This window comes from Pantoea sp. A4 (assembly GCF_000295955.2).
Lineage (GTDB): Bacteria > Pseudomonadota > Gammaproteobacteria > Enterobacterales > Enterobacteriaceae > Pantoea > Pantoea multigeneris.
Map to the genome: position 1 here is coordinate 156,054 of NZ_ALXE01000029.1, position 19,617 is coordinate 175,670.

At 53.1% G+C, this 19,617-nt stretch carries 18 protein-coding genes; 8 read left to right on the forward strand and 10 right to left on the reverse strand.

Annotation, left to right across the window (positions count from 1 at the left end):
• Positions 1-430 precede the first annotated feature (430 nt).
• A complete protein-coding gene (gene treF / locus B880_RS0115235; RefSeq protein WP_026042687.1) occupies positions 431-2,089 on the forward strand; it encodes an alpha,alpha-trehalase TreF in 1,659 nt (552 codons plus the stop codon).
• Between the two features lie 71 nt (positions 2,090-2,160).
• Here treF and ampE read toward each other — a convergent pair whose 3' ends face one another.
• Positions 2,161-3,015 carry a beta-lactamase regulator AmpE gene (gene ampE, locus B880_RS0115240; RefSeq protein ID WP_017348304.1) on the reverse strand — a complete coding sequence of 285 codons (855 nt, stop codon included), beginning with the start codon at positions 3,013-3,015 and terminating at the stop codon, positions 2,161-2,163.
• Positions 3,016-3,031: 16 nt separating this feature from the next.
• A complete protein-coding gene (gene ampD, locus B880_RS0115245) occupies positions 3,032-3,583 on the reverse strand; it encodes a 1,6-anhydro-N-acetylmuramyl-L-alanine amidase AmpD (protein WP_017348305.1) in 552 nt (183 codons plus the stop codon).
• 196 nt (positions 3,584-3,779) lie between these two features.
• On the opposite strand from ampD, the gene nadC reads away from it, so the two are divergent.
• The 7 genes from nadC (at position 3,780) to yacG (ending at position 9,640) form a co-directional block, all read left to right on the forward strand.
• Positions 3,780-4,670: a carboxylating nicotinate-nucleotide diphosphorylase gene (gene nadC, locus B880_RS0115250; protein WP_017348306.1), complete on the forward strand. Its 891-nt coding sequence runs from the start codon at positions 3,780-3,782 to the stop codon at positions 4,668-4,670.
• A 169-nt stretch (positions 4,671-4,839) separates the two neighbouring features.
• Entirely contained in the window at positions 4,840-5,286 is a 447-nt protein-coding gene (gene ppdD, locus B880_RS0115255) for a prepilin peptidase-dependent pilin (RefSeq protein ID WP_017348307.1), read from the forward strand.
• Entirely contained in the window at positions 5,283-6,686 is a 1,404-nt protein-coding gene (gspE, locus tag B880_RS0115260) for a type II secretion system protein GspE (RefSeq protein WP_017348308.1), read from the forward strand. The genes ppdD and gspE overlap by 4 nt, the downstream gene beginning before the upstream one ends.
• A 12-nt stretch (positions 6,687-6,698) precedes the next feature.
• Positions 6,699-7,898: a protein transport protein HofC gene (gene hofC, locus B880_RS0115265; protein WP_017348309.1), complete on the forward strand. Its 1,200-nt coding sequence runs from the start codon at positions 6,699-6,701 to the stop codon at positions 7,896-7,898.
• Between the two features lie 179 nt (positions 7,899-8,077).
• Entirely contained in the window at positions 8,078-8,686 is a 609-nt protein-coding gene (gene coaE, locus B880_RS0115270) for a dephospho-CoA kinase (protein ID WP_017348310.1), read from the forward strand.
• A 4-nt stretch (positions 8,687-8,690) separates the two neighbouring features.
• On the forward strand, positions 8,691-9,434 hold the full coding sequence (gene zapD, locus B880_RS0115275) for a cell division protein ZapD (protein ID WP_017348311.1): 744 nt from the start codon (positions 8,691-8,693) through the stop codon (positions 9,432-9,434).
• 8 nt (positions 9,435-9,442) lie between these two features.
• The gene (gene yacG, locus B880_RS0115280) at positions 9,443-9,640 is read left to right on the forward strand and encodes a DNA gyrase inhibitor YacG (protein WP_017348312.1); all 198 of its coding nucleotides are present in this window, start codon (positions 9,443-9,445) and stop codon (positions 9,638-9,640) included.
• A 53-nt stretch (positions 9,641-9,693) separates the two neighbouring features.
• On the opposite strand, the gene mutT is transcribed toward yacG, so the two are convergent.
• From mutT to ftsQ, 8 genes are all read right to left on the reverse strand, one after another.
• The gene (gene mutT, locus B880_RS0115285) at positions 9,694-10,089 is read right to left on the reverse strand and encodes an 8-oxo-dGTP diphosphatase MutT (protein WP_017348313.1); all 396 of its coding nucleotides are present in this window, start codon (positions 10,087-10,089) and stop codon (positions 9,694-9,696) included.
• A 78-nt stretch (positions 10,090-10,167) separates the two neighbouring features.
• Entirely contained in the window at positions 10,168-11,583 is a 1,416-nt protein-coding gene (locus B880_RS0115290; RefSeq protein ID WP_017348314.1) for a dermonecrotic toxin domain-containing protein, read from the reverse strand.
• Positions 11,584-11,715: 132 nt separating this feature from the next.
• Positions 11,716-14,421 (reverse strand): preprotein translocase subunit SecA, encoded by a 2,706-nt coding sequence (gene secA / locus B880_RS0115295; RefSeq protein WP_017348315.1) that lies wholly within the window; start codon positions 14,419-14,421, stop codon positions 11,716-11,718.
• A gap of 67 nt (positions 14,422-14,488) precedes the next feature.
• Positions 14,489-14,995 carry a secA translation cis-regulator SecM gene (gene secM, locus B880_RS0115300; RefSeq protein WP_026042688.1) on the reverse strand — a complete coding sequence of 169 codons (507 nt, stop codon included), beginning with the start codon at positions 14,993-14,995 and terminating at the stop codon, positions 14,489-14,491.
• 276 nt (positions 14,996-15,271) lie between these two features.
• Positions 15,272-16,189: a UDP-3-O-acyl-N-acetylglucosamine deacetylase gene (lpxC, locus tag B880_RS0115305; protein WP_017348317.1), complete on the reverse strand. Its 918-nt coding sequence runs from the start codon at positions 16,187-16,189 to the stop codon at positions 15,272-15,274.
• A gap of 102 nt (positions 16,190-16,291) precedes the next feature.
• Positions 16,292-17,449, reverse strand: a complete 1,158-nt coding sequence (ftsZ, locus tag B880_RS0115310) for a cell division protein FtsZ (protein ID WP_017348318.1) — start codon at positions 17,447-17,449, stop codon at positions 16,292-16,294.
• A 71-nt stretch (positions 17,450-17,520) separates the two neighbouring features.
• Entirely contained in the window at positions 17,521-18,777 is a 1,257-nt protein-coding gene (ftsA, locus tag B880_RS0115315) for a cell division protein FtsA (RefSeq protein ID WP_017348319.1), read from the reverse strand.
• Positions 18,774-19,616 carry a cell division protein FtsQ gene (gene ftsQ / locus B880_RS0115320; protein ID WP_017348320.1) on the reverse strand — a complete coding sequence of 281 codons (843 nt, stop codon included), beginning with the start codon at positions 19,614-19,616 and terminating at the stop codon, positions 18,774-18,776. Before ftsQ ends, ftsA begins: the two co-directional genes overlap by 4 nt.
• Position 19,617 lies beyond the last annotated feature (1 nt).

Genomic DNA, 19,617 nt, shown 5'->3' on the forward strand with positions numbered 1-19,617 from the left:
CTATGAATACCTTCCCACTGGACAAAACGAGAGTTGTTAAAAAATACGATAACTTTTCGCCATGCAATTAACAATTCAAGCATCGACGATAAGAATTTCTATTGATGCCTGCTTCTGACAGAGAGAGTCCACTTAGCCTGCCAACGACCCCTGCCATGAGCACAAAATGATCACCTGACGCGCGCAGGGTTATGTCAGGAAATGCTTTTTTTCTTCAACCCGCCTCGGTATCTGTTACAGCACGCAAGAATAGTCCGATACCCTTTTTTTTCTTAATTCACTCAGTACGTTGTTTTACGGCGTTTTTTCTGCAAAATCGTGATCAATAGACAATTTTTATTACGTTCATAGACAAACTGCATTGTTAATGGCGGGAATCAGCAGACTATAATTTGTGCTTTGCGCAACCAGGACTGTTCAGGAGGCCGCCATTAATACTTATCGCCAGGAAAACAAAGCCGTCGATCCGGTTCGTAGTGAGGCGGAAGTTGAGTATCAATTCGATCCCCACGAACTGAAACGAGAAGGCATGCAGGATTCAGAGCCGGAACCCGAGCTCATTGAAGGCCTGCCCGCACCGGACGCCTTGACGCCTGCCGATCGTTATCTGGAGCTGTTTGAAGATGTGCAGATGGCGCGTATCTTCCCGGATAGCAAAACGTTTCCCGACTGCTCACCCAAATATGATCCGCTGGATGTGCTGATCCACTACCGCCGTCAGCGCAAAAACAGTGGGTTTGATCTCAAACGCTTTGTGCACGATCACTTCTACCTGCCCGGGGTTAATGAAAGCTTTTACGTTTCGAACCCTGATAAGAGCCTCAATGAACATATTGACGATCTCTGGCCGGTCTTAACCAAGATGCCACAGCAGCATATGCCCTTCTCCTCGCTACTGCCGTTGCCGAAACCCTATGTGGTGCCCGGCGGTCGTTTTGGCGAGACCTATTACTGGGACTCTTACTTCACCATGCTCGGCCTGGCAGACAGTGGGCGGGACGATCTCCTGCGCCACATGGCAGATAATTTTGCCTGGTTGATTGATAACTATGGCCACGTGCCGAACGGGAACCGCACCTACTATCTAAGCCGTTCACAACCGCCGGTCTTTGCACTGATGGTTGAACTGTTTGAGGAGGACGGCATTCGCGGTGCGAAGCGCTATCTCGACCAGTTGATGAAAGAGTATCAGTTCTGGATGGACGGTGCGGGCGAGCTCATGCCACACCAGGCTTATCGCCACGTGGTGAGAATGCCGAACGGGTCACTACTCAATCGTTATTGGGACGATCGTGATACGCCGCGCGATGAATCCTGGCTGGAAGATGTGGAAACCGCGAAGCAATCTCGCCGGCCTGCCAATGAAGTCTATCGTGACCTGCGCGCTGGAGCGGCTTCCGGCTGGGATTACTCTTCCCGCTGGCTGCGCGATCCAAAACGGCTGGCCAGCATTCGCACCACGCAGTTTATCCCGGTGGATCTGAACGCCTTCTTGTACAAGCTGGAAGTGATGATTGCCGCGCTCTCGCGCGCCAAAGGGGAAGAGCTGACGGCGCTGGCGTGGCAGAACAAAGCGGAAACGCGTAAAAAAGCCATCAATCACTATCTGTGGGACAAGACTGCGGGTGTGTTCCGTGATTACGACTGGCGACGGGAACGTTTTGGGGCCTTCACCGCAGCCGCTGTGGTGCCGCTGTTTGTCGGTCTTGCCAGCCCTAAACAAGCACACTTGCAGGCAATTGCCCTGCGCCACCTGCTGCTGACGCCCGGCGGATTGGTTAGTTCAATGGTCGAGAGCGGCGAGCAATGGGATAAGCCTAACGGTTGGGCACCGTTACAATGGATGGCCGTTCAGGGGCTGAACCAATACGGTGAAGAGCGGCTGGCAACTGAAATTGCGGTTAACTGGCTGACGACCGTGAACAACTTCTATCAATTGCACCACAAGCTGGTCGAAAAATATGACATCAGTGGCGATCGGGCACGTCCCGGAGGCGGTGGTGAATACCCATTACAGGATGGCTTCGGCTGGACCAACGGTGTGACACGCCGTCTGATGAGTATGTACAGCCATCTGCTGGCAGATTAACGGATTTGCACGCCAGTGCCTGTATCCTCCTGCATTATCTTCGGGGATACAGGCATGTTCTCGTTACTGGTTTACACCAGTGTGCCGTAAATCGTCAGCAGCGCGACCACCACGACCAGTACCAACGAAATCCGTTTGGCGAGCGCCACCGCAACACGCGGCGTTTCGATTTTATCCATATGGGGATCGCGTTCCAGGGAGAACTGCGCCAGGCTGGTCAACACCTGGTACTGAGAACGACGGAAGTCGGCCAGTGAGGCAAACCACGCCGGCAGGGCTTTCTCACCGTGGCCCAGCAGCGCGTAGGCAACGCCAGCCAAACGCACCGGGATCCAGTCCAGGACATGCAGCAGACGATCCACACCGGACTGAGCGCGATTAAGCGGCGTCTCATGCTTTGCCAGATATCCCTGCCAGGCGCGTATCACGCTATACCCGACCAGTAATACCGGCCCCCACGGGCCGCCAACCACAAACCAAAACAGCGGGCTAAGATAAAAACGGAAGTTAATCCAGATCAGCGCATTTTGTAGCTCACGCAGAAACTCACTTTCACTGCACTCCACCGCCACACCGTGAATCAACGTCAGCTCCTGCGCCATCGCCTGATGGGCCGCTTCATCATTGTGAGTCGCGGCTTTGAGATAGGCATGGTAGTGAAGGCGAACAGAGCCTGCACCAATACAGAGTAGCCCGGTGATTATCCAGAAAGCCAGCTGTGCTGCGCCGAACAACAGCCCTTTCAGGCACCAGATAAGTACCCCGGTAACCACCATCGCCATTACCAATAACAGCAGAGTACGGGTGAGTGAAAAATGGTGACGGCGGCGGAACAGAGGCTCCAGGCGGTGTTCTAGCTGCCAGTGTTCCCCCAGTTTAAACAGACGTTCCCAACCTAAAACCAGTAATAAAGTAAACAGCGTCATACTTACTCCAGTGAAATTACGGCAAGGGTTGCTGCAATAATTGCTGATACATCTCCCAGTTAAAAGCGGGACCCGGATCGGTTTTACGCCCCGGAGCAATATCGCTGTGCCCGGTAATACGCTGTGTCGTCACCGGATAGTGCAGCATTAACAAACGGGTGACTTCACCCAGCGCCTGGTATTGCGCTTCGGTGTAAGGCAGGTCATCGGTGCCTTCCAGCTCGATGCCAATAGAGAAATCGTTGCAGTTTTCACGCCCTTCAAACTGCGAAACACCCGCGTGCCAGGCGCGCTGATCGAAGGGTACATATTGCACCACTTCGCCATCACGGCGAATCAAGCAGTGCGCAGCCACGCGCAGATGAGCAATCTCAGCAAAATAGGGGTGGGCCTCAGCGGGCAACGTGCCGCTAAACAGCCGATCAATCCAGGGGCCGCCAAACTCGCCAGGCGGTAGACTGATATTATGGATCACCAACAGTGACGGCACTTCGTCATCAGGACGTTGATTAAAATGCGGGGACGGTACTCTACGTGCGGCGCTCAGCCAGCCCTGTTCCAGTTTCATATGAGTTATCTCCTTCTGGCCCGGCTGAGAATAGCATGAATCACATCAGGGTCTTGAGAGTTTGTGTTGTCCGGCTCACGCATCACACCGGCAATGTTCAGTATACTAAACATTAATCACATCACCTGTAGCATCCTGGTCCAGCCCAGGCTAAGGTGACAGACTTAATTCCTTAGATAACCGGAGTAAACCAGCTATGTCTACGCGTCGCTATGACCCGGACAATCGTCGTACTGCCTTGATTCACCGCATTGAAGAAGACATCCCTGAAGCGGTAGAGCGCGCCCTGGCAGAAGATTTAGGCGGGAGCGTTGATGCCAATGGTGATATCACTGCTCAGCTGCTGCCAGAGGAAGCGCAAGCCCATGCCCGTGTCATCACCCGCGAAGCCGGTGTTTTCTGTGGTAAACGCTGGGTCGAAGAAGTGTTTATTCAGCTTGGGCAGCGTACGACGTTGACATGGCATGTCGATGATGGCGATACGCTGGTGGCCGATCAGCTGTTATTTGAAATTCAGGGGCCAGCGCGTCTGCTGCTTACCGCAGAACGCACCGCGCTGAATTTCGTCCAGACGCTCTCCGGTGTTGCCACTCAGGTGCAGGAGTATGTGGCCCTGCTGGAAGGCACCAGAGCACAGCTACTGGATACCCGTAAAACCATCCCAGGACTGCGTACTGCGCTGAAATATGCCGTGCTGTGCGGCGGAGGTAGTAATCATCGTCTGGGATTATCAGACGCGTTTCTGATTAAAGAGAATCACATCATCGCCAGCGGTTCGATTCAACAGGCGGTGGAACGCGCAATGTGGATGCACCCCGATGTTCCGGTTGAAGTGGAAGTTGAGAGCATGCAAGAGCTTCAGCAGGCGCTGGATGCCGGTGCGGATATCATCATGTTGGATAACTTCTCTCTGGCAGACATGCAGCAAGCCGTGCAACTCACCGATGACCGAGCACAGCTGGAAGTTTCCGGCAATGTCACCGTAGAGACGCTGACCGCCATCGCCCAGACGGGTGTGGACTATATCTCCGTGGGGGCGCTAACCAAGCATCTTCGCGCGCTGGATCTCTCCATGCGCTTTATTTAATGCCCGCTGCGAGTACGCGCTTTTCTGCGTGCGTACTCGCAACCTGATGTTGACCGGCTGCAATACGCCCATTTTCTCTGAGCACGGTTTTCCAACTTCATCCTCACGCCCTGTTCAATGCGCCCTTTCCTCCCCAGGATGACAGCCTTCATCACAAGGAGGCAAACATATGCGTTATCAACAAGGATTTACCCTGGTCGAATTGATGATTGTGGTGGGGATCGTCGCGATTCTCAGCGCAATTGGCCTACCCGCCTATCAGAACTACCTGCAACGCGCCGCGCTGACCGACATGCTCCAGACCATGCTGCCCTACAAAACGGCCGTTGAACTCTGTGCTATCGAAAGCGGTGGGCCCGATCAGTGCCAGGCGGGGGATAAAGGCATCCCGGCTGCCCGGACGTCAAGGTATGTCTCCGCTCTTACTGTACTGAAAGGGAATATTAAACTCACTGGCCAGGAGAGTCTGCAAGGGCTCACCGTGGAAATGCGTCCACAGTGGAGTGATACCGAGGGGACCCTCGACTGGCAGCGGCGCTGTGAAAGCAGCAATCAGAGCCTGCGTAAACAGTGTGAAGAGCAGTTCCGCTTTGCTGATGTCGGCGGTGCATCATGAGAGAACCCCACACGGTAGTGCATCAACTCTGCCAGCGGTTTAATGCTGTGATCCTGCATCTGGATGAACGTGTCTTACGTGTAGCGGTCGCCGATACCGTCCCGGAGGAGATGAGCGAAACACTGCGCTTTGCCTGCCAGCGTCTGATTGAAGTGGAGTGCTGGCCGCAGGCGCGTATTGATCAACTCCAGCAACAAAACCAAACCACGAATGACACCGTTTCTGAGGCGCATGGCGAAACGGCCAGCGCCGCCTTAGATCAGCTGCTGCGGCTTGCCATCCAGCGTCGTGCCTCAGACATTCACCTTGAACCCCAGACCCACGGCTTACGTATTCGTCTACGCATTGACGGTGTACTGCAAGGGGTAGCGAGGATGCCAGAAGTCTCTTCTTGCGGGTTGCTCGCCCGGCTAAAGGTGCTGGCTGGGCTGGATATTGCCGAGCGTCGCTTGCCGCAGGATGGACAGTTTACCCGTGAAATAGATCAGCAAACCGCCTCTTTTCGCCTTGCGACCCTCCCCGTCATGGGGGGAGAAAAAGCGGTAATTCGGCTGCTTCAAAGTCAGTCCAGCGGCTTGTCGCTGGAGAAGCTGGGCCTGCCTGCTCGCCAGCTGCGCCAGTTAAACCTGGCACTCCAGCAACCGCAGGGACTGATTCTGGTCACTGGCCCCACCGGCAGCGGCAAAACCTTTACGCTTTATAGCAGCCTGAGTGCGTTGAACCAGAATGGCAAAAATTTGTGTAGCGTAGAGGACCCGGTGGAGATCCCCCTTGCGGGTGTGAATCAGACGCAGGTTAATCCCAAGAGGGGCCTCGATTTTAACCGTGTGCTACGTGCGCTCCTGCGACAGGACCCCGATGTCATTATGATTGGAGAGATTCGCGATATCGAAACTGCCGAAATCGCCGTAAAAGCGGCACAAACCGGGCATCTGGTACTCTCAACCCTGCACACCAACTCCACGGGAGAAACCCTTACCCGCCTGCGCCAAATGGGGATTCCGGGCTATTTGATTGGCTCCGCGCTGCGTTTAATCATCGCTCAGCGCCTGGTGCGCAGGCTGTGCCCGCACTGTCGCCAGCCCGCACAAGCCCTGGCTCATCTGCCTACTGAACAATGGCCTGGCACCCTCCAGACCTGGCGCGCCGCGGGTTGCGATCACTGCTTTTCCGGTTATTTTGGCCGTATTGCGCTGTTTGAGGTGCTGGTGGTCACACCGCGCATTCAGAACGCCATTAATGCCGATCTGCCGTTGGAGTCTGTGCTGCAGCTGGCAACGCAGCAAGGGATGCACAGCCTGATCCAGTCCGGGCTGGAGGCTGTGAGCCGGGGAGAAACCTCGTTTGAGGAGATGCAGCGCATCACCGGGTTGGAAAATGATGCGCCAGAAACCGTGTAACGGGCGGGCAGCATGAACCGGCTGGCGCTGTACCACTGGCAGGCTGCTGATTGCCGTGGCGCGCTTCAGTGCGGCACCCTGTTGGCAGCAACCCGGCACGAAGTACTCCAGCGCCTGGCCGGGCAAGACCTGTTGCCCGTTAAGCTCCAGCGCAAAAAGAGCTGGCGCAAACAGGAGTGGCAAGGTGTAAAGCGCATTGATGTCATGCGACAGCTTGCCACTCTGCTTAAAGCCGGTTTACCGCTCTCGCAGGCGCTTACCTTGCTCAGCGAGGGAGAAAAACATCCGGGGTGGCAGGCGTTGTTGCAGGATTTACGTCTACGCATCCTCGCGGGAATGCCATTCTCGGAGGCGCTGCGCCGCTGGCCCACGGTATTTCCGCCACTTTACGCCGCTCTAATTGAAACCGGCGAGCTTACCGGTCAGCTCGAACACTGCTGTATGCAGTTGGCACAACAGCAGCTACGCCAACGTGAATTGCAGCTCAAGGTCACCAAAGCCCTGCGCTATCCGCTGTTTATCCTGCTGGTTGCCCTGGCCGTAAGCTGCGGTATGCTGCTGTTTGTTCTGCCTGAGTTTGTCGCCGTATATGCCTCGTTCAACGCGCCACTTCCCGCCTTCACCGCGGCAGTGCTATCGCTCTCGACGTGGTTACAGCAGTGGGGATCGGCTCTGCTGCTGTCACTCACTTGCCTCTCAGTGGGCGGTTTGCAACTCTATCGACGTTCGCCGCGCTGGCAAACGGGGCTACACCGGCTATTGCTGCGAATGCCGCTGGTCGGCCCGCTGTGGCGGGGCAGCCAGCTCAGCCAAATTTATGCCATTCTGCAACTGACACAACAGTCGGGTTTGACGCTATTGACCGGCCTGGCCGCCGTCGAAAAAACCCTGACCAGCCTCCACTGGCGAGATGCTATCAGCACCTTACAAAAGACTCTTGCCGAGGGGAACACCCTGCACCACAGCATGACGTCCAGTGCGCTATTCACCCCGCTTTGCCACCAGCTGATTCGTGTCGGGGAGGAGGCTGGCGCACTGGATGAGATGCTTAACCGCCTTGCTCACTGGCATGAAACTCAAGCCGCAGGCTTGGCCGACAACCTGGCGGCCGCTCTGGAACCTGCGATGATGGTGGTGATCGGGGTGATTGTTGGCGCCCTTGTGATTGCTATGTATCTACCGGTCTTTGGCCTCGGTGACGTCTTACACTGATCGTCACCTCTGCCTCACTCTCCTGACCGTAACGAAATTACACTTCAACTGCGGCTATCTCAGCAACGGGAGTGCGAATTTGCCTTTATTTACGCTACAATCCGATTAATCAGGCTTGTAAACAGGCCCTATGTTTTATTGCTGGTTCGTTGCTGTGATAAGCCCTTTGAGAGAGTGATATGCCTTATACCGTTGCGCTAACCGGTGGAATTGGCAGTGGTAAAACCACCGTCTCCACTGCGTTTGCTGCCCTTGGAGTAGCCGTAATCGATGCAGATGTGATTGCCCGTGAAGTGGTTCAACCGGGCGCTCCAGCCCTGGATGCAATTGCCCGTCGCTATGGTGCAGACATTCTCGATAATCAAGGGGCTCTACTGCGTTCACGCCTACGGGAGATCATTTTTGCCGCTCCCGCAGAGAAGACCTGGCTCAACGCGTTACTCCACCCACAAATTCAGGCTCGCACACAACAGTTGAAGCAGCAGGCTGCCGGGCCTTATGTGCTGTGGGTTGTGCCCCTTTTAGTGGAAAACGGGCTGCAAACTCAGGCCGATCGCGTGCTGGTGGTGGACGTGGATGAAAATATGCAGTTAAGCCGCACACAGCAGCGCGATGGCGTGACCTTAGAACAGGCCAAAAGTATTCTCGCAGCACAGGCTACGCGCGCTCAGCGTCTGGCCTGTGCTGATGATGTCATTAATAACAATGGGTCATCGCAAGAGGTTTTGCCTCAGGTGAAGGCTCTGCACCAGCAGTATCTCAAGCTGGCGGCAGCGAAGCAGGATTAAGATCATGAGTACAGTTGTGCTGTTTGAACATCCATTAAATGAAAAAATGCGTACCTGGCTACGCGTCGAGTTTCTGATTAACCAGTTGCAAGACTGCCTGCCAGTTACCCAGTCGGTTTCAGCGTTGTCCCTGTTTCGGGTCCTCAGCGAATTACTGGATATTTTTGAACGCGGTGACATACGTACCGAGTTGCTGAAAGAGCTGGAACGCCAACAGCAAAAATTACGCGCCTGGGCCGAAGTCCCCGGCGTAGATAGTGAACGTGTGAACGAACTGCGCAACCAGTTAAAAGCCCAGGCACCACTGCTGTTAAACGCGCCTCGTATGGGGCAACAGCTGCGTGAAGATCGTTTAGTTGGTCTGGTACGCCAGCGCCTGAGTATTCCCGGTGGCTGTTGCAGCTTTGACCTTCCCGGCTTACATATCTGGCTACATCAGCCTCAAGAGCAGAGAGATGTGCAGGTTGCCGGCTGGCTGGCAACGTTGGAGCCATTGAATACCAGCCTGACCATGGTGCTGGAACTGATCCGCCAGGCTGGCCCGTTCCGTAAGCAAACCAGCCTTAATGGGTTTTACCAGGACAACGCTGAAGGTGCCGATCTGCTGCGATTACAGCTGGTGCTGGAAGATCGGCTCTACCCACAAATTTCGGGCCATAAGAGCCGTTATGCCATCCGTTTCCTGCCCTTTGACAGCGAAAATGGTGAGGTCCCGGCACGTCTCGATTTTGAATTAGCTTGTTGTTAGAGGTAAGTATGCAGGAAGAAGTGATTACCGTAGCCTGTCCAAACTGCGCTAAAGATGTCATGTGGGATGAACTGAGCCTCTGGCGTCCATTTTGCAGTAAGCGTTGCCAATTGATTGATTTAGGCGAATGGGCAGCAGAAGAGAAACGTATTCCTAGCGCAGGCGACCAGTCAGACAGCGAAAACTGGAGTGAGGAAGCGTTTTAACGCTTAAAGCGCCAGAGACATCAGGAAATACTGAGCGTCTCTGGCGAGTAGTATTACAGCTCGCCGTTAAGCAAACGCGCTATCAGCTCGTGGTTTGCCGGTGGGAACTCCTCGGCAACCAGATCTCGCTGTTCAACCCAGCGCTGTGGTTGTCCTTCACGTCCCCAAGGCTCGCCCTGCCACGCTTCCACCAGGAAGAAATGCAGCGTAACCCGTACATCTGCATAGGTGTGGTCGGCAGAACCAATGGCTTTCGCACTGGTCACATCAATACCGGTTTCCTCTTGCAGTTCACGTTGGAGTGCCTGTTTTGCACTTTCACCCGCTTCGATTTTCCCCCCAGGGAACTCCCACTTGTTCGCCATATGCGAGGTCGCAGCACGCTGCGTGAGAAAGATCTGTTTTTCGGCATTGCGGATGATGCCAACGGCAACCTGAAGGTGTTTCATTGCTTAGTCCTGGAAACGGTAAAAGCCGATTTTAAAGTAGCCACCCGCAAAAGTTAACCGCTTTATAGCCAACGCCACTCAAGCTCTGTGCTGCGGCTCAGCCCACTCTACATCTGGCGTTTCATGCTGAGTATCGGGATGATCCGACACGGCATCAAAAAAGAGCTCACTCTCCGCTTCCTTAGTGACATTTGGCGCGTAGCCAGCAAATTGCGCATATCGGCTCGTCGGGATCGCATTTTGAGAGACTGGCTTAACCGGCAGCTCGAACCGGCTGGTTAACAGAGAAATATAGCGAGCTGATTGTATTTTAATTTCATCGGTCACATCAGGCTCGCTTTGATCCGGCATTAAATGCATTGCCAGTCCATAATTCAATCCGCCGATGGCGCGTAAAATCGTCTCAGCCGGAACACGCTGGTGAAGATTAATCCGCCCTGAACTCTGCGGTATGCCTTTGGCTAATTCACGAATTTCCTCACTGCTTTGTTGCGCGACTTTATCTGCGACAGTAGAAAAAATATCTTTCCCGACTGTTTTTTTATGCGTATTAAAATAACGCTCCCCCCCTGATTCATGGCAGATTTTCTGCACAAAATCCCCGATCCCCTTCATGATTTTTCCACTACCCATATCTTTGGCGGGAAAATGTTGCAGTAGGTTATCCCGCCGCATGTCATCCTGAAGCATGGCTCTCAGTCCCTTATTGAGTTCAGTTTCACTGGTGAACTCCATAAAAGACGGTTTTTCACCCGGAATATAGAGCACCTGGCTGCCATCATCGGCAGAGAAACGCAGGATATCCGTGGCGAAATAACCGCCAATATCCACTAAACTGGCCTGCGTGCCGTTACCCATTACGTTGTTTTTTTTCACATCGTTCAACGACAAAGGCGCATCAGGAGCGGTATGAGGCAAAACAGTACTCATCACTTTACGGTACCCCTTCGCGGATAAATCTCCAGCGATGGCCGCTTGCCGGGCCTGAATAATACATTCGCCTCGCGCCATTGCGGTCCAGCTCTCTTTTTCTGACTGCCAAAAGCGGTTATTCCCCTCTACATCAAAGGAAAAGTATTTGGTGAGTTTATTGGTCTTTGCTGCGTGCGGCGGGGATGATGCGAAAGTCTGATCAAACTGATTAAAAAGTTTATGATAGTGATTCTGCTGTTGCTGCATATCTGACGAGAGCATTTTGCTGAAGCCAGGTAAAAAAGCCTCCATCATCTTGCTTAATGCCTGTTTTGATTCTTCTGGCATCGTCGAATACCATTTTTTTATTTCTTCATACACTGATTTCACTATTTGCATATACATGGTCGACAGCTGTTTGACCATTTTGTCAGTTTCAGCCGCAATAGACTCGGCAGACATCGAAGGAAAACTAAACTGAGGAAACCCGCCAGCGGTGGTATTTTGCGGATTCTGTTGCTGGAAAGGCGGCTGAGAATTAAACGGGGTAAAGTGATATTGATAAGGGTTGAATTCAGGCATGTCCACTCCGGTCAAATGAGCTATTTAGCCAACATAAGTGTTCACAGAATAATGGCAGTTCAACCCTTCCCCTCTGCGGAAACAAAAAAGCCAGCCCGCAAGCGGACTGGCTTTTTCATGACAGCGATTTAATTAAGCCAGACGACCGTGGCACTGTTTGAACTTCTTACCGGAACCGCATGGGCAAGGATCGTTACGTCCTACTTTGCGCTCACCCGTCTGTTCAGCCAGTTCAGCGGCTGCGGCAGTTTCGTCATCAACGTGGCTCAGTTGCTGTTGCTGTGCCAGGCGCTCAGCTTCTTCACGACGCTGCTGCTCCATGGCTGCAACTTCTTCCGGCATCCGCACCTGTACTTTGCTCAGTGTGCTGATCACTTCATATTTCAGTGACTCCAGCATTGCAGCAAACATAGAGAAGGATTCACGCTTATATTCCTGCTTAGGATCTTTCTGCGCATAACCACGCAGATGAATACCCTGACGCAGATAATCCATGGCAGCCAGGTGCTCTTTCCACAGTGAATCCAGCGTTTGCAGCATTACGCCTTTCTCGAAGTTGCGCATCATTTCTACGCCAACCACTTCTTCTTTCGCTGCGTAAGCCTGCTGAGCTTCATTCAGGATACGCTCGCGCAGTGTCTCTTCATGCAGGTCTGGCTCTTTGTCCAGCCACTGGCTGATTGGCAGATCGAGATCAAAGTCGGCGCGCAGACGCTCTTCCAGGCCTGGCACATCCCACATCTCTTCCAGCGACTGCGGCGGAATATAGGTGTCGATGGTGGCTTTGAATACATCTTCACGAATGCTGTTAATGGTTTCAGAAACGTCAGAAACATCCAGCAGTTCGTTACGCTGGCTGTAGATGGCGCGACGTTGATCGTTCGCTACATCATCGTATTCCAGCAGCTGTTTACGAATATCAAAGTTACGGCTTTCGACTTTACGCTGTGCGTTCGCGATCGCCTTAGTTACCCATGGGTGCTCAATCGCTTCGCCTGGCTTCATCCCCAGTTTGCGCATCATGTTAGATACGCGGTCTGAGGCGAAGATACGCATCAGCTGATCTTCCATTGACAGGTAGAAGCGGGATGAACCGGCATCACCCTGACGACCCGCACGACCACGCAGCTGGTTATCGATACGGCGCGATTCGTGACGCTCAGTACCAATGATGTGTAAGCCGCCTGAAGCCAGTACCGCGTCATGACGCAGTTTCCAGGCCTCTTTGATCGCCTCAATCTGCGCTTCGGTTGGCTCAACCAGCTCGGCAACTTCTGCATGCCAGCTACCGCCCAGCATGATGTCAGTACCACGACCGGCCATGTTGGTCGCGATGGTAACCGCACCTGGCTGGCCCGCCTGCGCAACGATATCTGCTTCACGGGCGTGGAATTTGGCGTTCAAAACGTTGTGTTTGATACCCGCACGCGTCAGCGCATCGGAAACCACTTCTGATTTTTCGATGGAGATGGTACCCACCAGCACCGGCTGGCCGTTAGTGGTACGTTCACGAATATCTTCAATAATGGCATCAATCTTCTCTGCTTCACTCATGTAGACGAGGTCTGAGAGATCTTTACGTACCATTGGACGGTTAGTCGGTACGACGATGGTATCCAGCTTATAGATAGAGCTAAATTCAAACGCTTCGGTATCCGCAGTACCGGTCATCCCAGCCAGCTTCTCGTAAATACGGAAGTAGTTCTGGAAGGTGATCGACGCCAGCGTCTGGTTTTCGTTCTGAATTTCTACGCCTTCTTTGGCTTCTACAGCCTGGTGCAGACCATCAGACCAGCGACGGCCCTGCATGGTACGACCGGTATGTTCATCGACAATCACCACTTCGCCATCTTTAACGATGTAGTCGACGTCACGGGTGAACAGCGCATGGGCACGCAGTGCCGCAGTCACATGGTGCATCAGCATGATGTTGGTAGGTGAATAAAGTGACTCACCTTCTTCCATAATGCCTTGGCTGACCAGCAGCTCTTCTACCTTGACCAGGCCGCGCTCAGTCATGTGTGCCTGACGGGCTTTTTCATCCACCCAGAAGTCACCTTCACCCTGGAAGGTATCTGAATCTTCCTTTTCCTGGCGATTCAGGTGGGGAATGATTTTGTTCACTTTGATATAGAGCTCTGAGCTGTCTTCTGCCGGTCCAGAGATGATCAGCGGCGTACGCGCTTCATCGATCAGGATGGAGTCAACCTCATCCACCAGAGCATAGTGCAGTTTACGCTGCACACGCTCTTCCGGGCTGAACGCCATGTTGTCGCGCAGGTAGTCGAAGCCGTATTCATTGTTGGTGCCGTAGGTGATGTCAGCGGCATAGGCTTCACGCTTCGCCGGGGCTGGCATGTTCGGCAAGTTGATACCGATGGAGAGACCCAGGAACTCGAACAGGGCACGGTTGTTTTCCGCATCACGCTGAGCCAGGTAGTCGTTGACGGTAACCACGTGCACGCCTTTGCCGCTTAACGCATTCAGGTAAGCTGGCAGCGTTGCGGTCAGGGTTTTACCTTCACCGGTACGCATCTCTGCGATGCAGCGATCGTTCAGCACCATGCCGCCAATCAGCTGGACATCAAAGTGACGCATGCCGAATACGCGCTTACTCGCTTCACGGACGGTAGCAAAGGCTTCTGGGATCAGGCTTTCGACCGTTTCACCCTTTTTCAGGCGCTCGCGGAACAGATCGGTTTTTGCTTTCAACTCATCATCAGAAAGCTTGACGAAGTCAGGCTCCATTTTGTTGATAACATCGACCACTTTACGCATACGACGCAGGGTACGATCATTGCTGCTGCCAAATACTTTAGTTAACAATTTGATTAACATGATAAATACGTTCTCAATTCAGCCGTACATTACGGCCTGCAAATTCAATAAAGGAAGAAGTGTTCAGTTAAACGAGGGTGGCAGCAGGCCCGGCACGAATGCCATGTACTTTTGCATGCCAACCAACCACGGTATGGCTGACAGCAGGTGCTGAGAATGCAGTGAAGGTCGTCGCTTCTGGCCACGGCTGGTGATGCACAGTCAGCAGAGCTTGCAGAGAATCAATCAGCGCCAGCTTTTGTGCGGCGAGCGGCAGTTGATGCTCAGACTGAATTTCCGTAGCGGGAGACAGCGTAAAAGAGAGGTGGCGGATAACGGTGCGAATAGCATGCTGATGCCAGTAATCAACCGAGAAATTTGGTCGACGCGCCGTTTCCTGCAAGCGGATCAGATAATCAAACTGGAGTACACGACCGACAAACAAGCTGCTGGAGGCGGGTTCAGCCGCAGAAGCAGGTTCAGAATTTTGCGCGCAGGCCGGCATCCCAAAACTGGCTGCCACCATCCCTAACAGGATGTGAGGCCAGAAATAGCGTCTGCCTAATTGTCGCCAGCGTAGAAAAATTCCGATCACAAAATATCCATCGCGTTAATATTGCGGGCCATTTTCGGTTTAATTTACCACCATAACTGGCGGCATTATGCCCGTCAGAGCGCCTGATAGTACCACTATTGTGGGGCTTCCACACCAGCCTTTAAAGCGTGAGCTGCATAAAACTCGCTTTATTGCTCAGGGTTTCGACAATGAACAGAGATTATCCAGGGTGGGGAAAACCCATAAAAAAACGGCTGGCATAACTGACCGGAGAGGGTGTCAGTCGAACCAACCGTTTTTGTTGTTCTGGGGTAGTTATGCCAGAACGAGATTTGGTGCTCTGAAGGTCACCGGCAATTCAGCTTCGTCTTCGAAGGTAGCCCATTCCCAGGCTTCCTGCTTCGCCAGTACTGCCTGCAGCAATTTGTTGTTCAACGCGTGGCCAGATTTAAAGGCACTGAAAGCACCGATAATGTTGTGACCGCACATGAACAAGTCGCCGATGGAGTCCAGCATTTTGTGACGAACGAATTCATCCTCAAAGCGTAATCCGTCTTCATTAAGCACGCGGAAATCGTCAAGACCAATCGCGCAATCTAAACTACCGCCCAGGCACAGGCCCTTAGACTGCAGGTATTCGATTTCACGCATAAATCCGAAGGTGCGTGCACGGCTGATCTGCCGTACGAAGGATTCCGCTGAGAACTCCAGCTGATAGCGATTAGAGCTTGCATCAATAGCCGGGTGGTTGAATTCGATAGTGAAATCAAGAGAGAAACCGTTGTAAGGTTTGATCTCTGCCCACTTGTCGCCATCTTCCACGCGCACAGCTTGTTTGACGCGCACGAACTTTTTCGCGCTGTTCAGCAACTCAATACCTGCATCCATCAACAGATAGACAAAAGGTGCGGCGCTACCGTCCATGATTGGAATCTCAGGTGCATCAACTTCAACAATAATGTTGTCGATGCCCAAGCCAGCCAGCGCTGAGTTCAGGTGCTCAACCGTAGAAATACGCACGCCTGCATCATTCACCAGACAAGTACTTAGCATGGTGTCGCGCACGTATTTTGCATCAGCCGGGAAATCAACCGGTGGATTCAAGTCAGTGCGACGATAGATGACCCCGGTATTAGCCGGCGCAGGGCGCAAGGTCAGCGACACTTTCTTGCCGGTATGTAAACCGACACCTGTCGCCTGAACAATACGTTTTAATGTCCTTTGTTTGATCATCGTTAGTATCTCGCAATATCACCCATCCGACCGCCAGTATACTTTACCAGCGGGCGAACACTTTAGCACAAAGAGCGGGGAAACCCAATTCTCAGCGTAATCTTAATCTGCTTGTTTACGCAGGAACGCTGGAATATCAAGGTAATCAGGCTCTTTGCCAGACTGCGCAGCAGCGGGATCGTTCACAACTTTAGCCGCTGGTTTCTGTTCCTGTGGCAGTGGCGACATCCCATGCTGCTGATAACGATGATCAACCGGCTGCTGTGCACCAGGCTTGTTAGTGACCAGAGTGATTTCTGGACGTTTATCCATGCCGATACCCGTAGCAACCACGGTAACACGCAGTTCATCGTTCATTTCTGGATCAAGTGAAGTACCGATAACCACGGTTGCGTTGTCAGAAGCAAACGCACGGATGGTGTTACCGACAGTTTCGAACTCATCCAGACGCAGGTCAAAGCCAGCGGTGATGTTAACCAACACACCACGTGCGCCTGACAGGTCGATGTCTTCCAGCAGTGGGCTGGAAATCGCCATTTCGGCGGCTTCTTCTGCACGGTCTTCGCCACAAGCTACACCAGAACCCATCATGGCGTAACCCATTTCAGACATCACGGTACGGACGTCCGCGAAGTCAACGTTCATCAGACCTGGGCGGGTAATCAACTCAGCGATACCCTGTACAGCGCCTTTCAGTACGTCGTTGGCTGCGCCAAAAGCATCCAGTAAAGAGATACCACGGCCCAACACTTTCAGTAATTTGTCATTTGGGATAGTGATCAGAGAGTCGACATGCTTAGACAGCTCTGCGATACCCTGCTCAGCGAAGGCCATACGCTTCTTGCCTTCGAAGTTAAACGGTTTAGTGACAACGGCTACCGTCAAAATCCCGAGATCTTTAGCCACTTCAGCTACGACTGGTGCCGCACCAGTACCGGTACCACCACCCATACCTGCGGCAATAAACACCATGTCAGCACCATCGAGCGCAGACCGCAGTGCTTCGCGATCTTCTTCCGCTGAGGTACGGCCCACTTCTGGGTTCGCACCTGCACCGAGACCTTTAGTGATGTTGGTCCCGATCTGGATGGTCTGGCCAACCGCTGTTTTACGCAGTGCCTGGGCATCTGTGTTCACAGCGAAGAATTCAACACCTTCGATACGCTCGCGTACCATGTGCTCTACGGCGTTGCCACCGCCGCCGCCGACACCGATGACTTTAATCACCGCGTCGTTGGTTAATTCCATCGGTTCAAACATGATTTCTCTCCGTTATGTGCCTGTCGCCTGGAGACCATAGATAAGGCCAGCATGATCTCCTTTCACAAAAATTAAAACTCTTTTTTCAACCAGCTATTCACGCGTTTAAACCAGTTGCCTACTGATGCGCGCTTTTCCGTGTCTGTGTCACCATTAAGGTGTGACTCTTTACCGTAATGCAGTAACCCAACCGCTGTAGAGTAGTAAGGCTCCTGGGCATAATCGGTCAGGCCTGTGATGTTCAGTGGCTGTCCGATACGCACCTGCGTATGGAAAACGCGCTGTGCGCAAGCCGCCAGGCCTTCAATCTGTGCAGCACCGCCGGTCAGGACGATGCCCGCCGCTAAGTGATGCTTCACACCCTGCTGGCGCAGCTGCTCCTGCAGCTGCAGAATCTCGTCATTGACCAGATTCAACAATTCTGTGTAACGCGGCTCAATAACTTCAGCCAACGTCTGACGTTGCAGGCTACGCGGTGGACGCCCTCCTACGCTTGGCACCTCTACGTTCTCATCTTTACCTACGATGGAACCCAGTGCACAACCATGGCGAACTTTAATGGCTTCCGCGTCGGTTGGTGGTGTGCCAAACGCATAGGCGATATCACTGGTGACCACATTTCCCGCGTAAGGGATAACTTTGGTATGGCGCAGTGCGCCGCCAGTGTACACCGCGATATCCATGGTGCCGCCGCCAATATCAACCACACAAACGCCTAACTCACGTTCGTCTTCAGTCAGCACCGCAAAGCTTGATGCCAGACCGGCAAAAATCAGCTGATCGACTTTTAGCCCGCAGCGTTCGACCGCTTTAACGATATTCTTCGCCATATCATTATGACAGGTTATCAGGTGCACTTTGGCCTGCATGCGCACGCCAGATAACCCTACAGGGTTTTTGATGCCTTCCTGATAGTCAATCGCGTATTCCTGGGGAATAACATGCAGGATGCGGTGCTCGTCACGCACACGCACAGACTTGGCTGTGTGTACCACGTTTTCCACATCATCCTGTGTTACTTCCTCTTCGGAAATCGGAACCATCCCGATTTCGTTCTGACAGCTAATATGTTTACCTGACAGCGCCAGATAAACCGAGGAGATTTGGCAATCTGCCATTAACTCCGCCTGATCGATGGCACGCTGCACGCATTTCACCACCGATTCCAGATCGTTTACGCCGCCTTTATCCATACCACGGGAAGGGCAACTGCCTACCCCAATAATATTGACCATACCATCGGGCAGAATTTCCCCAACCAGGGCAGAAACCTTGGCGGTGCCAATTTCGAGTCCAACTACCAGTTTTCTGTCCGTTGCCTTGATCATTGTTGTTTAACCTGTGCCTGGTTTTGATGCTGTTTACTGTCTTGTGGCTCAATCGGGTCTTGAATCCAACCCACTGCCGCACCGGAGTCATAACGCAGATCGACATAGCTGACATGCTTATGCTCATTTTGCCCTTCCTGCAGCAAATCAGGATAGAGGACAATAAATCGGTTCAGGCGTTTCATCACATCCGTTCGCCCCAGTTCGATACGTACATCGTCACTGGTGATCAGCTGCCATGAGCGTCGTGCCGTCATGGACGCCGCCTTCAATGAGTACTTTCCGGCTTTTAGCACATCACTCATCTGGTGATAGCCCGCCAGGACTTCGCTCTCGCTGCCTTCTGGCCCATAGAGCATGGGCAAGTTTCCTTTGCCCATCTGACTGGCTGGAATCCCGAAGGAGGTGCCATCGGCATCTACCATTTTCTGGTCATTCCAGCGCGCAACAGCGACATACTCCACCAGATTGATCTTCAGTTCATCTGGCCACTGTTTGCGCACGCTTACCTGTTTAATCCACGGCAAACGCTCAATTTGCTGCAACAGCACATTTACATCCTGTGACATAAATGTGCCCGGTGGTCCCAGTGACAGGATCGCCTGGCGGATATCGTCGTTAGTGGTGTAATGGGTTTCCCCGGTTACTACCAGCTTCGACAGCGGTAAGCGTGAAGCATCGTTCATCCACTTCACCACCACCACACCGCCTGCGGCCATTACTCCTAACACCAGCAGCAGAAACACCATGCCAAACAGCCTGGCGCCATTGCTGCGGCCCGAGCTGGCACGCTCCTGCGGCTCTCGGTTGTTGCGAACGTTCAGCGCAGCCTGAGACATA